The sequence below is a fragment of the Desulfobulbus sp. genome (genome assembly GCF_030824455.1).
Taxonomy (GTDB): domain Bacteria; phylum Desulfobacterota; class Desulfobulbia; order Desulfobulbales; family Desulfobulbaceae; genus Desulfobulbus.
On sequence record NZ_JAVBXR010000056.1, the window covers coordinates 1 to 16,190 of the forward strand.

Annotated in this window: 14 protein-coding genes; 10 read left to right on the top strand and 4 right to left on the bottom strand. The window is 61.1% G+C overall.

Annotated features, from left to right (window positions below; translation table 11 throughout):
* Positions 1–334: 334 nt before the first annotated feature.
* The 5 genes from RCH93_RS07910 to mtgA all read left to right on the top strand — a co-directional run bounded on the left by RCH93_RS07910 (position 335) and on the right by mtgA (position 7,381).
* On the top strand, positions 335–1,222 hold the full coding sequence (locus RCH93_RS07910) for a DMT family transporter (protein WP_306547805.1): 888 nt from the start codon (positions 335–337) through the stop codon (positions 1,220–1,222).
* Positions 1,223–1,537: 315 nt separating this feature from the next.
* The gene (locus RCH93_RS07915) at positions 1,538–2,467 is read left to right on the top strand and encodes an ABC transporter ATP-binding protein (protein WP_306547806.1); all 930 of its coding nucleotides are present in this window, start codon (positions 1,538–1,540) and stop codon (positions 2,465–2,467) included.
* Positions 2,464–5,397 (top strand): Gldg family protein, encoded by a 2,934-nt coding sequence (locus tag RCH93_RS07920; protein ID WP_306547807.1) that lies wholly within the window; start codon positions 2,464–2,466, stop codon positions 5,395–5,397. The genes RCH93_RS07915 and RCH93_RS07920 overlap by 4 nt, the downstream gene beginning before the upstream one ends.
* 2 nt (positions 5,398–5,399) lie before the next feature.
* Positions 5,400–6,557, top strand: coding sequence for a DUF4340 domain-containing protein (locus tag RCH93_RS07925; RefSeq protein WP_306547808.1), 1,158 nt, complete (start codon positions 5,400–5,402; stop codon positions 6,555–6,557).
* A gap of 56 nt (positions 6,558–6,613) precedes the next feature.
* A complete protein-coding gene (gene mtgA / locus RCH93_RS07930; protein WP_306547809.1) occupies positions 6,614–7,381 on the top strand; it encodes a monofunctional biosynthetic peptidoglycan transglycosylase in 768 nt (255 codons plus the stop codon).
* Positions 7,382–7,595: 214 nt separating this feature from the next.
* Here mtgA and RCH93_RS07935 read toward each other — a convergent pair whose 3' ends face one another.
* Positions 7,596–8,051: a YqaA family protein gene (locus tag RCH93_RS07935; protein ID WP_306547810.1), complete on the bottom strand. Its 456-nt coding sequence runs from the start codon at positions 8,049–8,051 to the stop codon at positions 7,596–7,598.
* Positions 8,052–8,152: 101 nt separating this feature from the next.
* Positions 8,153–8,794 (bottom strand): isoprenylcysteine carboxylmethyltransferase family protein, encoded by a 642-nt coding sequence (locus tag RCH93_RS07940; RefSeq protein WP_306547811.1) that lies wholly within the window; start codon positions 8,792–8,794, stop codon positions 8,153–8,155.
* A 258-nt stretch (positions 8,795–9,052) separates the two neighbouring features.
* On the opposite strand from RCH93_RS07940, the gene RCH93_RS07945 reads away from it, so the two are divergent.
* Positions 9,053–9,733: a response regulator transcription factor gene (locus RCH93_RS07945; protein WP_306547812.1), complete on the top strand. Its 681-nt coding sequence runs from the start codon at positions 9,053–9,055 to the stop codon at positions 9,731–9,733.
* Entirely contained in the window at positions 9,730–11,127 is a 1,398-nt protein-coding gene (locus tag RCH93_RS07950; protein ID WP_306547814.1) for a HAMP domain-containing sensor histidine kinase, read from the top strand. The genes RCH93_RS07945 and RCH93_RS07950 overlap by 4 nt, the downstream gene beginning before the upstream one ends.
* A 75-nt stretch (positions 11,128–11,202) precedes the next feature.
* On the opposite strand, the gene RCH93_RS07955 is transcribed toward RCH93_RS07950, so the two are convergent.
* Complete coding sequence (locus RCH93_RS07955) at positions 11,203–12,042, bottom strand: HDOD domain-containing protein (RefSeq protein WP_306547815.1); 840 nt, start codon at positions 12,040–12,042, stop codon at positions 11,203–11,205.
* A gap of 271 nt (positions 12,043–12,313) precedes the next feature.
* On the opposite strand from RCH93_RS07955, the gene RCH93_RS07960 reads away from it, so the two are divergent.
* From RCH93_RS07960 to RCH93_RS07970, 3 genes are all read left to right on the top strand, one after another.
* Positions 12,314–13,531 carry a DUF2332 family protein gene (locus RCH93_RS07960; protein ID WP_306547817.1) on the top strand — a complete coding sequence of 406 codons (1,218 nt, stop codon included), beginning with the start codon at positions 12,314–12,316 and terminating at the stop codon, positions 13,529–13,531.
* Positions 13,532–13,535: 4 nt separating this feature from the next.
* Positions 13,536–14,348 (top strand): AraC family transcriptional regulator, encoded by an 813-nt coding sequence (locus RCH93_RS07965; protein WP_306547818.1) that lies wholly within the window; start codon positions 13,536–13,538, stop codon positions 14,346–14,348.
* Positions 14,349–14,456: 108 nt separating this feature from the next.
* Positions 14,457–15,314: a DMT family transporter gene (locus RCH93_RS07970; protein WP_306547819.1), complete on the top strand. Its 858-nt coding sequence runs from the start codon at positions 14,457–14,459 to the stop codon at positions 15,312–15,314.
* A gap of 93 nt (positions 15,315–15,407) precedes the next feature.
* Here the strand turns inward: RCH93_RS07970 and RCH93_RS07975 are convergent.
* The coding region (locus tag RCH93_RS07975; protein WP_306547820.1) for an outer membrane protein at positions 15,408–16,190 on the bottom strand (783 nt) is incomplete at its 5' end.

Here is a 16,190-nt window from a genome sequence, read left to right on the forward strand (position 1 = left end):
GGAAGTAGCCGGCGGCAAAGGGGGCGAAAACCCGGAGGAGCAGTGCGGAAAGCGGCGTCATGCTGGAGTCTCGCAGTCAAAGGGGCAGGGGAGCTGAGCGGCCTGGCGACAACGGCAACACCGTGCTCTTACCCAGAGCCGCCGCCTCGGTCAAGAATATTCCCGCGACCCGGCCACCCGCGGTCAGATCCGCCGCTGGCGGCGCGTCTGTGCTCGGGGCAACTATTTGCTGGAAGCCTGATCCTGTTGCCGGTAGAATGTCCGCGCTTCATTCCACGTCGCCTGCAACCGGACCCCGAAGCCCGAACGCAACTCCAACCCGAAATCACCCCGCATGCCGTATCTCCTGCTGATCCTCACCACCCTGTTCTGGTCCGGCAATTTTGTGCTCAGCCGGGGCATGCACGCGGCTATACCGCCGATGGCCCTGTCGTTCTGGCGTTGGGCGCTGGCGCTGTTGATTCTGCTGTGCCTGGCCCACCGTCGGCTTTGGACCCAGCGGCGGCTGGTGCGCGATCACGCGCGGTTCATCGCGCTACAGGGCCTGCTGGGCGTCACCGGGTTTAACACCCTGCTGTACCTGGCCATGCAGCACACCACCGCCATCAATGCGGTGCTGGTCAACTCCTGCATTCCGGTGCTGATTGTGGTTTTTTCCTGGCTGCTCTACCGGGAGACCATGCGCCCGCGCCAATGTCTGGGGGTGCTGGTCTCGCTTGTCGGCGTGTTGTCGATCATGGCCAAGGGCGACATGGCCACCCTGCTGCAGGTGTCGTTCAACCGGGGCGACCTCCTGGTGCTGGCCGCCGCCGCAGTCTGGGCGCTGTATTCGTCCAACCTGCGCCGCTATCCCCCGGATCTCCATCCGCTGGTCTACCTGATGGCGATCACGGTTGTCGGCCTGGCGGGCATCGTACCCCTCTATCTGCTGGAACTGCAGGCTGGGAAAACCTTTTCCCTCAATCCCGCCGCCCTGTTGACCATTCTCTACGTGGCGGTGTTTGCCTCGGTGTTGGCCTTTATTTTCTGGAACCGGGCGGTCCGCGCCATCGGCGCCAACAAGGCCGGCCCCTTTGTCCATCTTATGCCGGTGTTCAGCACCATCCTGGCGGTGTTGTTTCTCGGCGAAACCCTGGCCTGGCATCATGCCCAGGGCGTGCTCCTCATTTGCGCCGGCATTGTGCTGACCACCTTCCGTGTCCGCAAGGCAGGGCGGCCCTGACGCGGCTGCCGGCTACGCGTTTCACCCTCCTGATCCCCAGATTTTCTTGCCGGTCCGGTTGACAACCGGCGGCGCGGTCATATCGTATGCGCCGGAATCACACGCAGGGATTTGTTTCATATTTCCAGCCACTGTCATTGCGTCATGCCCCTTGCATCATCCCTTTCCAGCGTCGTTGTCGCGGGTGTCGCACTCCGCAAATCCCTTGTCTCCATCCTTTCAGGCAACAGGCCCTCGCCCCGGTCGGCCTGATTTCTTGCACGTCCGCCGCCATCGATTGCGGCGGCTGTTTCGTTTCCTTCAGGAGATCCATCCATGATCCAAGTAGAACATCTGACCCGATCCTATGGGCCGCTCAAGGCGGTCGACGACGTCTCGTTTGCCATCGGCGACGGCGAGATCGTCGGCCTGCTGGGCCACAACGGTGCCGGCAAAACCACCATCATGAAGATGATGACTGGCTTTCTGGAGCCCACCAGCGGCGCAATCAAGGTCGACCAGCTCGAGATGGCCGCCGACCGCCGCGCCATCCAGGCGATGATCGGCTATCTGCCCGAGAACTGTCCGGTCTATCCGGAGATGACCGTGGCCGGGTATCTCGAATATATCGCTTCCCTGCACGGGGTGAGCGCCGGGCAGATGGGACCGCTGCTGGTCGAGACCCTGGAGCGGACCGCGCTGATGGACAAGGCCGGGCAATTGATCGGGACCCTGTCGCGCGGCTATCGCCAGCGGGTCGGGGTGGCCCAGGCCATTCTCCATCGGCCCAAGATCGTGATTCTCGACGAGCCCACCAACGGCCTGGATCCCACCCAGATCCAGCACATGCGCGGTCTGATCCGCGAGCTGGCCAAGGAGGCCACCCTGATCATCTCCACTCACATTCTCCAGGAGGTGCAGGCGGTCTGCGACCGGGTGATCATCATCCAGCACGGCCGCAAGGCCCTGGATTCGCGCCTGTCCGACCTGAGCGCGGGCCAGCGTCTGCTGGTCGTCACCGACCGGGCCGAGGCCAGGGAGCTGTTGCGCGCCCTGGAAGGCGTTGCCAAGGTTGAGCCGATGCCCGCTGCAAAGGGGCAGGCGTGTTTTGCCCTCTCCGGCGCCAAGCCGGCCCGTGAACTCGCGCCATTGGCGGCTGAGGCAATCATCGGTCAGGGCTGGCCGCTGTTCAGCCTGGCTCCGGAAGCGCGCAATTTGGAAAAAATATTCAGTGAGATCAACATGGCTGCGGGGAGGGAACAATGACTGCGTTTTATAAGGTAGCCCGGCGGGAGTTGGCCGTCTTTTTTGCCACCCCGGCCGCCTTCATCTTTTTTGGCGCCTTTCTGGCCGCCACCCTGTTTATCTTCTTTTGGGTGGAGACCTTCTTTAGTCGCAACATCGCCGACGTGCGGCCGATGTTCGAGTGGGCGCCGCTGCTGCTGATCTTTCTTTCCGCGGCCATCACCATGCGGGTCTGGTCCGAGGAACATCGGGCCGGGACCCTGGAGCCGCTGCTGGCCGCGCCGGTCAGCCTGCCGGCCCTGGTGGGCGGCAAGTTTGTCGCCTGCCTCAGTCTGGTGGCCATCGGTCTGGCCCTGACCCTGCCGCTGCCGCTCACCGTGAGTTTTCTCGGTCAGCTCGACTGGGGACCGGTCTTTGGCGGCTATCTGGCCAGCCTCTTTCTTGCCGGGGCCTACATCGCCATTGGGTTGTGCGTCAGCGCCCAGTTCAACAGCCAGATCGTCAGCCTGATTGTCACCACCCTGGTCTGCAGCCTGCTCTATATGCTCGGCTCCGACACCCTGACCGGATTTTTCGGCAACCAAGGCGGCGAATTGCTCAAACTGCTGGGCGCGGGTTCGCGCTTTGCGGCCATCACCCGGGGCGTGATCGATCTGCGCGATCTGGTCTATTCGCTCAGCCTGATCGGCATTTTTCTTTCCTTGAACGTCTACAGCCTGGAGCGGCAGCGTTGGGCCGGCAATCCCACCAATCCGGCGCATCGGCGCTGGGGCCTGCTCACCCTGCTGCTGGCCGCTAATTTTCTCCTGGTCAATTTCTGGCTGGCCCCCATCGGCACGTTGCGCGCCGATCTTACCTCCGGCCGCATCTATTCGATTTCTCCGGCCACCCGCTCCTATCTGGATCGCTTGCAGGAGCCGATGTTGATTCGCGGCTATTTCTCGGCCCAGACCCATCCGCTGCTGGCCCCGCTGCAGCCGCAACTGCGCGACTTGCTGCGCGAATACGAAGTGGCTGGCAAGGGTAAGGTCAAGGTCGAGTTCGTTGATCCCCAGGAAAAACCCGAGCTGGAGCAGGAGGCCGGCGAGAAATACGGCATCCGGCCCGTGCCCTTCCAGACTGCCTCCCGCTATCAGACGGCGGTCACCAACTCGTATTTCAACATCCTGATCAAGTACGGCGACGAGTTCGTGACCCTGGGCTTTCAGGACCTTATCGAGGTCAAGAGCGAGGGCGACAGCAAATTGGAAGTGGAACTGCGCAACCCCGAGCACGACATCACCCGGGCGATCAAAAAGGTGTTGTACAGCTACCAGGGCGGCGGCAATCTTTTTAGCGGCATTGGCGGGCCGGTGGTCTTTCACGGCTTTGTCTCGCCCGAGGCCAAATTGCCCCAGCCGCTGGTTGAGTTGAAGAAAAATTTGGAGATGGTGCTGGCCGATCTGAAGCAGCAGGGCGGCGACAAGTTCACCGCCAGCTTTGCCGATCCCGAGGCCGACGGCGGACAACTGGCCGCCCGCTTGAACAAGGAATTTGGCATGCAGCCGATGGTGGCCGGTTTGCTCTCGGCCGACACCTTCTGGTTTTACATGACCCTGGAGAGCGGCGGCCAGCAGGTGCAGGTGGCCCTGCCGTCCACCCTGGACAAGACGGCCCTGAAAACGGCGATTGAGGCCTCGATGAAGCGCTTTTCCAAGGGCATGCTCAAGACCGTGGCCTTGTATACGCCGCCGGCCAACCCTTCCATGGCTCAGTTTGGCATGCCAGATCAGGGCAACACCTTCCAGACGCTGCAACGCTTTGCCGAGCAGGAGCACCGGGTCAAGCCGGTGGACCTAAGCACCGGTCAGGTGGACCCGGAGGCGGATATCCTGGTGGTGGTCGCGCCTGAGCGGCTGCAGGAAAAACAGGTCTTTGCCGTGGATCAGTTCCTGATGCAGGGCGGCACCGTGGTTTTGGCCACCTCGCCCTTTGACGTCAGCCTCCAGGGGCGGATCAGCGCCACGGACAAACAGAGCGGACTTGCAGACTGGTTGGCGGGTTACGGCATTTCCATGGGCCACAATTTGGTGCTCGACACCCAGAACGCCGCCTTTCCGGTGCCGGTGGAGCGGCAGGCAGGCGGTTACAGCATCCAGGAAACCCATTTGATCAACTATCCGTACTTTATCGACATCCGCAACGACGGCATGAACCGGGCCAGCGGCCTGATTACCGGCATCGATCAACTGTCCATGACCTGGGCCTCGCCGATTGCCGTGGACGCCGAGAAGAATCAGGGACGCCAGGTGGTGAGGTTGTTGGAAAGCTCCAAGGATTCCTGGCTCTCCGACTCGATTGACATCCAGCCTGATTTCGAGCGCTTTGGTCAGGCCGGATTTGCCCAGGGCGAGGCTAGCGGCCGGCAGCTGCTGGCGGTGCTGGTGGAGGGCGGTTTTGATTCCTGCTTCAAAGGCAAGACCTCGCCGCTGATCGAGGAGGCCCGCAAGCAGGCCGAGCAGGAACGGAAGGCCAAAGAGGCGAAGGACGCCAATGCCGCGCAAGATCAACCAGCGGAACCGGCGGCGGTCAAGAAACCCGAGGTCATCGGCCGGGTGCTGGAGCGTTCGCCGGATTCGGCCCGGATCATCCTGCTGGCCTCCAACACCTTCCTGGCCGACACCAGCCTGGAGTTGGCCTCCGGAGCCGGCGGCACGCGCTATCTCAACCCCTTGCAGCTGGTGGCCAACTGCATCGACTGGTCGCTTGAGGATCGCGATCTGCTCAGCATCCGCGGTCGCGGCCATTTTGCCCGCACCCTCCTACCAATGAGCCAGGAGGCGCGGATGATCTGGGAATATCTCAACTACGGACTGGCGGGCTTGGGCCTGTTGACCGTCTGGGGCCTGCGCCGGATTGTGCGGGCGCGGTCGCGACGACGCGAGCAACTGCTGATAGCCGGGAGGATATGAACATGAAACGATGGATAGTGATGTGCGCGATTGTGGCGCTGGCGCAGGCTGGTTTGGCGGTGTGGACCAATCTGGCGCGTCATGCGGGCGAAACCCAGGTCAGCAAGGGGCCGGTGCTCAACCTGAAGGCCGCCGAGGTCAACGAACTGCTGCTTGAAGACGGGCAGGGCCAAAAGCTGGCGCTCAAGAAAGAGGCGGACCGCTGGCTGCTGCCGGATTCGGGAGCCTTTCCGGCGGACTCGGAGCGGGTGCAGGGTCTGATTGATCGCTTGGCCGGCCTGCAGCGCGGCTGGCCCGAGGCAACCACTGCGGAGGCGTCGACCCGCTTCAAGGTGGCCCCGGACACGTTCGAGCGCAAGCTGAGTCTGCGCGCCAACGGAAAGGATGTGGCGGTGGTCTACTTCGGAATCTCGCCGGGCTTGCGCAAGGTCTATCTTCGCGCCGACAAGGATGCCGACATCCAGGCCATGCCCCTGACGCCGAACGAACTGGAACTCCAGGTCGACAACTGGATCGACGCCGGCATCCTGCGTCTCAAGCCCGAGCAGGTGACCCGTGTGGATTTGCCCAACCTGCACCTGGAGCGCACCCAGGACGGTTTGCAACCGGCGGATATCAAGCCCGATGAGGAACTGGTCAAGGAGCGCCGCGACGCCCTGGTCAAACGGTTGACCGGCCTGTCAATCAGCGCTATTTTGGGCAAGGAGAGCAAGCCGGAATATGGCCTGGACACTCCGGTGCTGCGATACACGGTGGAACTCGAGGGAGGCGTCAAAATCGACTATCTGGTTGGCCAGCCTCCGAAACCGGAGAAACCGGAGGGGCAAGCGGCTCCGGAGGATGCGCAACCGCCGCAGCCTGCCGACAACAGCTATGTGGTCAAGGCGTCCAACCAGGAACAGTTGCTGCGCATCGACGGCTGGCAGATCGAGGAGTTGAAAAACGCCGCCCGCGCCTCACTGGTGCGGACCAAGGCGCAGCAACCAGCTGCGCCGCAGCAAAGCGCGACCCCGGATACGACCACGATTGCACCCCTTGATGCGACCGCTGAACCGGCCGGGCCTGCGACCTCACCCGAGCCGTTGTCTACCCCTGCGCAGCAAACCCAGCCAGTCAATCCGCCAGTCGAAGCGTCGCCTTCCCCTGGACCGGCGCAATAAACCACGATGCGGATTCCCCTTCGACTGTTGCCTGCTTATTGGCCGGTTTGCCGGCAATGAGCCGCTTTTCGCACCCTTCGCGTTCTTCCCGACCGCCGCAGCAACGCGGCGGTCGGGGCGTTTGGGGTCTCCTGCGCGCCGCGATTCGGCGGCTGACGCTGCTGATCGTGCTCGCGTTGCTGCTGCCGTTGGCGGCGATTGTCGCCCTGCGCTGGCTGCCGGTTCCGTGCAGCAGTTTCATGGCCATCCGCCAGGTCGAGCGTTTGCTGGCCGGCAGCGCGGTTCCGCCGCTGCGTTATCATTGGGTGGATCGCGAGCAGATCAGCCCGCATGTTCCGCTTGCGGTGATTGCCGCCGAGGATCAGCGCTTCCCCGATCACTGGGGCTTTGACTTCAACGCCATCAGCCGCGCCGTCGACTACAACAGTACTTCCGAGAAGGTGCGCGGGGCCAGCACCATCAGTCAGCAGACGGCCAAAAATCTCTTCCTCTGGAGCGGCCGCAGTTACCTGCGCAAAGGGCTGGAGGTCGGTTTGACCTTGTGCATCGAGGCGCTGTGGTCCAAGGAGCGGATTCTGGAAATGTATCTCAACATTGCCGAATTCGGCGACGGCATATACGGTGTTCACGCCGCTTCCGCCGAATTTTTCGGTAAGACGCCGGATCGTCTCAGCCGCCAGGAGGCTGCCCTTTTGGCCGGCGTTCTCCCCAGCCCCCGTCGGCTCCACGCCGACCGGCCTTCTCCCTATCTGCTCGCCCGCGCCCAATGGATCAGCGCCCACATGGGCAAACTCGGCGGTTCTCGTTTCCTCGAGCGGTTGTAATGCGCCGTTTATCAATCAAACGAGGCATGATGCGCACCGCAAAACCTCGTCAAAGTGACCCCGCTCCCCAACCTGTAGCCTGGATGGAGTGCAACGGAATCCGGGAACACATCACATCACATCACGTCACATCCCCCCCGGATTCCGCAGGCTCATCCGGGTTACGGTTGCCGGCCATCTCTCGTTCTTTGGTTTCAAGGCGTCGCAAATCCATTCAGCGCAGCCAGCCCAGGGTCAACCCGGTCAAGGCCAGATAGCGCAGCACCTTGGCGCCGCCGGCAATCAACAGAAACTGAGGAAAAGGTTCGCGCATCACCCCGGCAACCACGGTGAGCGGGTCGCCGATGATTGGCGCCCAGGAGAGCAGCAGCGACCATTTGCCGTAGCGTTGATACCAGGACTGGGCCTGGTTGAGGCGGGATTCGCGCACCGGAAACCAGGAGCGACCGCGAAAGCGTTCGATGGATCGGCCCAGCAGCCAGTTCAGCGCGGCGCCGAGAATGTTGCCGCAACTGGCCACGGCCAACAACGGCGCAACCGGATAGTCGCCGGTGAGCAGCAGGCCAACCAGCACCGCCTCGGACTGCATCGGCACGATGGTGGCGGCGAGAAATGCGGCCAGAAACAGGCCGCTGTACACGGAAAAATTGAGAATGGACACGTCAACCATGGGTTCCCTCTGCCTCACATCCTGGAGGCCTGCGGGGGCCGATCCCCCTGCCGAGGTTATTCCACAGCAGGGGGCGGGGTGTCCACGATTATTGCTCCGCTTCAGAAGATAGGCAAGTGTGCCGACCCGCCGCCCTGCTGAAACACGGCCGCCAGGTGGAGAATGAGATACGCCCAGAAGAAGAGGATGATCTGCTGCAGCGAGCGCCGCGCGTGCCGTGGCCGCACCGGATAGACGTCGGGCTCAACCAGTTGGAACCGATGGGGAAAAAACCGAGGCGTCCGGCTGGCGTAGTCTCCATAGACTTGGCCAAATTTGCCTTGCAAGTTGCGCTCCTCGGTCAGCACCACCAGGGGATAATAGAGGATAAAGGCGGCAGCGACGACGGCCAAAACCGCGACGTGTCTGGTGGCCAAACCCAGGCCGAGCGCGCCCAAAAAACTGAACACATAGAGGGGATTGCGGACAATGGCGTAGGGGCCTTCGGTCACGACCCGATCCTCTTTGTAGCCGCTGATGTAGAGGCTGCTCCAGATGCGGCCAAAGGCGGCAACAACCACCAACACAAACCCCAGACTATCCAGGGCCAAGCCGATCAGGCTGGCGCCCTGCCAGGAAAGCGGGGTCGTGGCCAGCAATGCTGCACAGGCGGCGATCACAACAATGGAGACGGGTTGACGCAATTTGACGGCCCATTCAAAGGACGGTGATTCGACGGGATAATGCTGCGGTGAGACTATCATGGCTTTTCTCTCGTAAAAGGGTGAAGATACAGTGTGTTGAGCGAGAGCACTCCTGACCTGCAGCTTTCTGCCTACAGCCTGCTCTCGTCGTTGCCTGCAAGGCGACGCCTTCCAGTTGCCGCGATGTTTAGCACAGGCACGATGAAGAAATGATGAACAGCGCTTTCATGGGCCAAAGTTCATCGTTTCTTCATCTTTGCAGAGTATAGAAGGGGGGACCGCGCGGCAGGAAATGCGTAAGAACACAAGGGAGAAACGATGCGGGTGTTGATTGTGGACGACGAGCCGGAGTTGTGCGAGCAGATCGCGCTGATCCTTCGGCAGCAGCAGTATACCGTGGACACCGCCGGCGACGGCGCGGTGGCCCTGGAAAAGATTTTTACCGATCCCTACGATTTGATTGTACTTGACATCATGTTGCCGGAAAAAGACGGTTTTGCGGTGCTCGGCGAGTTGCGCGGCGAAGGCGTGGCCATCCCGGTGCTGATGCTGACCGCCAAGGGCGAGGTGGCCAACCGGGTCAAGGGGCTGGATCTGGGCGCCGACGATTACCTGCACAAACCCTTTTCCATGGCCGAATTGCTGGCCCGCATCCGCGCCCTGCTGCGCCGCAGCCATGAGCAGATCAGCTCCTCGCTGATCATCGGCAACATCCGGGTGGACACCAACACCCGGATCGTGACCCTCGGCAACGAACCGGTCAATCTCACTCCCAAGGAATTTTCCCTGCTCGAATTTCTTTTCTACAACCGCAACCGGGCCATCTCCCGCTTCAACATGGCCGAGCACGTCTGGGGCGACGCCTTCGACCCCTTCACCATGTCCAACAATATTGACGTCCACATTAAAAATTTGCGCAAGAAACTCGACGATCAGGCCGGGCGAATCATCGTCACCGTGCGCGGCGTGGGCTACATGGCCAGGGACGAGCAGGCGTGAAGATCCGCAACCGCATCACCTTGTGGATCAGTTTCGCGGGGTTGGCGTCGAGCGCGGTCCTGTCCCTGGTGGTGTTTTTCTGGGGACTGGAGACGCCCTATGAATTTCTTGATCAGGAACTGGAGATCCGCGCCCACACCCTGACCGACGAACTCACCCGGGAGCAGGCCGAGGGCGGCCCGGTTGCACGTGATTTGGAACGGTTCTCCCATCTCTACTGGGCGCGCGTGTACGACGCGGAAGGACGTGAGATCTTTGCCTCGCAGATGGCGCGGAAAATCGCCCTGCCGATGCAACCCGGCGATCAGGGCTATCTGGTGCGCACCACGATTCCCCTGGGCAGTTTTTACAGCGATGAAGACGACGAGCCTGCAGCTTTCTGGAACCGGGTGTTCACGGTGACGGTGGGCGGGGCCAGGTATCAGGCGCACGTGGCCCGACCGGTGGAGAGCCTGGTGGGAGAATCGATCGAGTCGGCGATTATGATTGGCTGCGCCCTGTTGGCCTCGGTCCTGACCGTGGTGGTGGTCGGCTATCTGGTGGCCGGCAAGATCCTGCGGCCGGTCCAGGAAATCAACCGATTGACCGCTGAAATCACCGAAAAAACCCTGGAAAAACGCATTCCGCTTGCCGGCAACCGCGATGAAATCGACGAACTGGCCGCCTCGCTCAACGAGATGTTCAATCGGCTTCAGTATTCCTTTCTGCGGCAAAAAGAATTTGTCGCCAACGCCTCCCACGAGCTGAAAACCCCCATCACCCTGCTGCGTCTGTCCATGGAGGAAACCCTGCAGGACGAGCACCTGCCGCTGCCGCTTCAGGATCAGTTGCTGGCCCAGGAACGGGCCTTGACCCGCATCAGCCAGCTGGTCAAGAGCCTGTTGGATCTTTCCCGGTTGGAGTTGTCTGAAGTGCTGGAAAAAGAGACTTTTTCCCTCGGTGAGCTGGTCGCTTCGGTGGTGACTGAGTTTCAAGCCCTGATGCAGGATCAGCACTTGACCTTCACCAGCCAGATGGCCGGAGCATGCGTCATCCACGCCGACCAGGAAAAAGTGCGCCGGATAGTCATCAACCTGCTGGACAACGCCATCCGCTACAATCAGCCCGGGGGCGAGATCCGCTGCCGGATCGAGCCGAGCTCGGCCGGCCAGGGACAGATTGCGCTCCGCCTTGCCAACACCGGCGCCGGGATCGATTCTGACGACCGGGCGCGCGTGTTTGATCAATTTTATCGCTGCGAGAAATCGCGGGCCACCGCCCACGGCGGTTCGGGCCTTGGCCTGACCATCGTCAAACGGATCGTCGAATTGCACGGCGGCAGCATCACGGTGACCAGCGAAGCCCCGCAGTGGACGGTCTTTGTCGTCACTCTGCCTTTGGGAAGCCCCGCTTGACAGGGATTGCAGACCTCCGGTTGGTTTGTGTGTGGTGTCTGGTGTGTGCAGGGCGGATTGGATGGGGCGGCAAGGTCACGAAAGCAGGCTAGAGGTGGTGGCGAGAAATTTTTGCACGCTGTCCAGTTCGGAAGAGGTCAGTCTGAGTTTGATCGCCTCGGGCGTGCGGAGAAGGGTGAGGGAAGGATCGTGGAGCAGGCCGATGTTCATCTGGCGGCAGATGAGATTGGCCATGCGCACGATCACCAGCACGTAGTTGTTCGGGTCGAACTCCGGCAGGTCGTGGTCTCGGGCAACGATTGCGAACGTTTCCGGCATGTTGATCTGCCGCAGGAGCAGGCAGCCCTGTTCCGTATGGAGGAGATCCATGGCCTCCAACAACAGTTCGTCGGGGACGACGAGCGCTTTGTTCCTAAGCTTTTTTTCTGAAATAATCTTCAAAATGAACAGCTTGCCAATATCGTGAAACAAGCCGGCGGAAAAGGCCTCGTGTTGCATCACGCCAAAATCGAGGTGATTGGAAAGCATGCCGGCGGCAAAGGCCGCACCCAGCGAGTGTTGCCAGAGTTGCTTCATTACCGCGTCGATTTGGGCGTCGCGGGAGTTGAACATGGCCTTGTTGACGTCAACAAAGACAATCCGCGAGACTTCCGTCATCCCCAACCTGACCAGCGCCGATTTGACGGTGGCGACCGGCGCCATCCCCCGGTATAGGGCGGAATTGGCGATTTTAAGAATATTGCCGGAGAGGGATTGGTCGCCGCTGATGAGCTTTTCCACCGTGCGGAAATTTGGTTCTTTTTTGACCAGCTCCTGCTGAATCCGCAGGGAAACGGGATTGAACACCGGCAGGGAAAACCGTTCCGATTCCATGTATTTCTGGAGCGTCGCAATAAACGTATGGTTGCGGGTCATGGCGGCCATTGGCAAGGGAGGACAGGAAGGGCGGCCGCTCTTGGAGCAACCACGCTGAAGTACTTCGTCTGAGGCGCGGTTGTGCAGCCAGCCACTCTTGGTGAGGTACCATAAAAAGCCGGAAAACCATAGCAAAAGATGGTTTTCAGCGTGCGGCGGGGAGTTTGGAATCAATCGTCAGTGTGCGCGACTGACGCATTTTGGTGCGCTCTGGGAACGGTTGAGGTACAAAGCGCCATTCACCACCAGAGGATTTCGCTCGGTTCAGGCCATGACCACAGACGACCTACAGCTCCGACTTGCCCGCAGATTCCGCAATCAACAAACCTTTGCCGCCGGATATTCGCCCCTTTCCGCCCGGTTGTGCGGGCTGGCGGCGGACTGGCTGGAAACGGGGCAGGGCGAGGATCCGCTGGCAGACTGGCTGCTCGCTGCCGCAGCGTCCCGATCTTCCTTTGACGTGCCGTTGCTGCTGCTGGCGGGCCTGCATCGGGAGATCCTGGCCGGCCGGCCGGAGGTTCAGTCGTTGGCCCGCTTTTTTCCTTCGGTGGGCGGAGCGCGCCCTCTGGACGCCGGAGATCTGAGCGACTGCCTGCGACAGGCTCTCCTGGCGCGGCGCACCGAACTTGCCGCCTTTATCGCCACCGCGACGGTGCAGACCAACGAAACCGGGCGTGGGCTCTGCTGGCTGCTGCCGACGCTCTATCCGGGCTGGCCGGCCATGCATCTGGTGGATTTGGGCGCCAGCGCCGGGCTCAATCTGGTTGCGGACCAGCGGCATTACCGTCTGACCCGCGCCGACAGCGCACCCGGTGATCGCGGCGGTGACGACAACGGTGATGGCAACGGGGCCACGCTGCTCGAACTCGGCGCCGGTGATCCAGATCAGTTTGTGGTTGCCTGCGAGGGCGATTTTGTTGCGCCGTCCGCCACCGCCCCACCGTTGATCCTGTCTCGCCAGGGCTGCGATCTGGCCCCGTTTGCCCTGGCCTCGTCGCGCGACGAGCAAACCCTGGCCGCCTTTGTCTGGGCCGATCAACTGCAGCGTTTGGCCCTGCTGCGCCAGGGGATAACCGCCCTGCATCAGGTCAACCGAAGCCCGGCGCCTGTGCGCGTCCACCGGTCCGATCTGCCCGACGAACTGCTCCCATTTCTCAACGCCCACGTCAGCCCCTTGCGCGACGCCCCGGTGGCGCTGTACACCACCTATCTCACCACTTATCTCCGCGACAAAGGCGCATCGCTGCGACCGTTCCTGGCGGCCTGGGCCGAACGCCACCCGCAACCGGTGCTCTGGCTGCAGTGGGAAACCCTGTGGCAGGGCCCCAAACCGCCGGAGTTTGGCTGGATTGGCTGGACCGCCGACCTGTGGATTGATGGCCGTCACCAGCACTGGCAGCTGGCATGGGTGCATCCCCACGGGGGCCGGGTCCAGTGGCTGCCGGGATTGGCCGCATGGGCTAGGTTCTGGCGGGAGCGCCAGTTATGAGCTTATGAGCCTGATCTACCGCAGCGCCACTCTGCCCGGCCTGGAAGCCTTGTCCTGCCGCACTGATTTTTCCTTTGGGGCCCATATCCACAGCGGCGCGGTGCTGTGGCTGAACAGCGCTAGCGGCGAGCACTTCAGCGTCAAGGGCCGCAGCGAAATTCTTCAACCGGGTTGTGTGTCGCTGATCGAGGCCGGGGTGGTCCACGCCAATCACCCCTGCGGCGGCGGTCGGCGCGACCTGCGCAGTCTCTATCTCGAGGATATTTTTTTTACTGATCTGGCCCGGCGGCTTGAGCTTCCAGGGCTGCGTCCGCCGCAACCACCCAGCCGGATTTTTGCCGACCCCCGACTCTGGCGGGAGGTGGCGGCGCTGCACCAGGCCATCATGACCGGCGCTGAATGCTTGGACATTGAGCAGAGGGTTCTGCACGTCTTTGGTCGACTGCTTGAGCAGTGTCGATTGCCGATTCCGGCGGTGAGCGCGCAAACCGAGAACAGCCCACGCCTGCAACGGATGGTCGATTTTTTGCACGCACGCCACCGGGATAGGGTAACCCTTGGTGACCTGGCACGCATCGGTCAATGTTCGGAGATGCACGTGTTGCGACTGTTCAAGGGTGGGGTGGGGATGACGCCGCACGGCTATCTGACCCAGGTGCGGCTGGAACAGGCGCGGCGACTGATCGCCGCAGGCTTGCCGTTGGCCGACGCCGCCTTGAGCGCAGGCTTTGCCGACCAGAGCCATCTAACCAGAAATTTTCGCCGTCGCTACGGCCTGACGCCGGCCGCCTACCGCAGGCAACTCCGCCAAACCTGACCGCAGTACCCAATCTTTGCGCCGGATGTTGTTTTTGTGCAAGAAATGCCCGGTCGCTCGCAGTATGCTCCCCAGGTTTTTTTACCATCCATTGTTCGGGAGAGTCCAATGCAACACTATCTGTACGCCGTCGGCGCCATCCTCTGTTGGGCTAGTCTGCCGGCGGCGACCGGTTCGGGCCTTGACGTTTTGTCAACGGAAGAACTGTTGTTCTACAGTTTCACCAGCGCCGCCCTGTTCCTTTACGGTATCGATGTCGTTCGCACCAGATCCATGCGGTTGGCCCTGCCAAACTTGAAAACCTCGCTTTTGGGGGTGTGGGGCATTTTTTTCTACCACTACGTCTATTATCAGGCCATGGCTCGGGCGCCGCTGGCCGAGGCGGCGATTCTTGCCACCACCTGGTCTTTCTGGATTGTGGTGTTTTCGTCGCTGCTTGCCTTTAAGCGTTTGAAATTAGGGATTGTCCTGACCGCTCTGGTCTGTCTGTTGGGGGCGGGGCTGGTGATTGCGTCGGGCAAGGACCTGTCGTTTCAATCCAGCCATTTGTGGGGCTATGGCCTGGCCTTGTTGTGCGGATTGATCTGGAGCAGCTTTTCGGTGGGCTTGTCGCTCTGCAAAACCAAGGAAGAGCCAATGACCGCCTTTACCCTCTATGCGGCCCTGCTGTCGACCGTGCTCTTTGTGGCCACCGGTCCCCATGCGATGCCCACCCCGGCAGCCCTGCTGTCGGCGGTGTATCTGGGCTGCGTGCCGCTTGGGCTGTCATTTTTCCTCTGGAACCGGGCTGTTGCCGGCGGCAATATGGCGATTATCGGTTTTCTGAGTTATTTCACCCCGCCATTGGCCGTGTTGCTGGTGGCCCTGGTGCGTCAGCAACCGGTGTCCGGCCAAGTGCTGGCGGGCATGGCCCTGATTCTTGCCGCAGCAATCGCGGGGAAACGGCTGGCGGTAAACAGCCGGTAGGGGCATGAACGAGAATGGGAGCTGATTCAGCAAAAAAAAATCCCCGGCCAGGGCGAACCCGGTCGGGGAAAACGCGTTCTAATTCAGGAAAAATTAGAATTTGTAACGAAAAGAGGCTACGACGTTGTGACCGTTGATGCTCTCGGCCAGATCAGTATCGGCAACGCCGAGATACTCGTACCCGAGATCGGCAGCCATTTCTTCGGTGAAATTGTAGGTTACGCCAAGGCCTGCTTTGTAAGCAAAGACGTTGTCGCTGCCATTAACAGCATTCGCATAAAAAGGGTCGGCAACGCCATCTGCATCCACTTCTGTATGTGTTGCATCCAGATCGTATTTGGCAAAGCCCATACCAGCCATGCCGTATACTGAAAAAGCTTCATATACCGGAATTTCGTAATAACCGTTAACCATTACGGTTGTCAGATCGATGTCGCCTTCAGTTTTCCCTCTGTTGCCGTCCTCGTAGGTTTCGCTAAATTCATCCAAGTCGGTGCCTTGGTTGGCCAATTCCAACTCAACACGAAAATCACCGAACTGACGGCCAAAAGCGAGAGCAGCGCCAAAGCCGGCATCAGTGTCCCACTCGTTAATTGAATTGTTATTACCATCAAACAACGCTACATCTTGGCTCATCCAAGCGGCACGTACGCCAACACGACCATACCATGCATTGTACGCATCTTTTTCAAGAGCGGTGATGCGACCCTCATGATTCTCCAACTGCTTGCCGTGGGCGCCCAGTTGCTCGTTCTGTTGAGCCTGGGAAGAGTTCAGATCATCGATCTGCTGCTGGCATGCTTCCGGGCAACCAGCGTCCATTTTCTTGCCAGGGCCGCCGGCCAGTGCTACGCCTGCGGTCAGTACAAAAGCTGA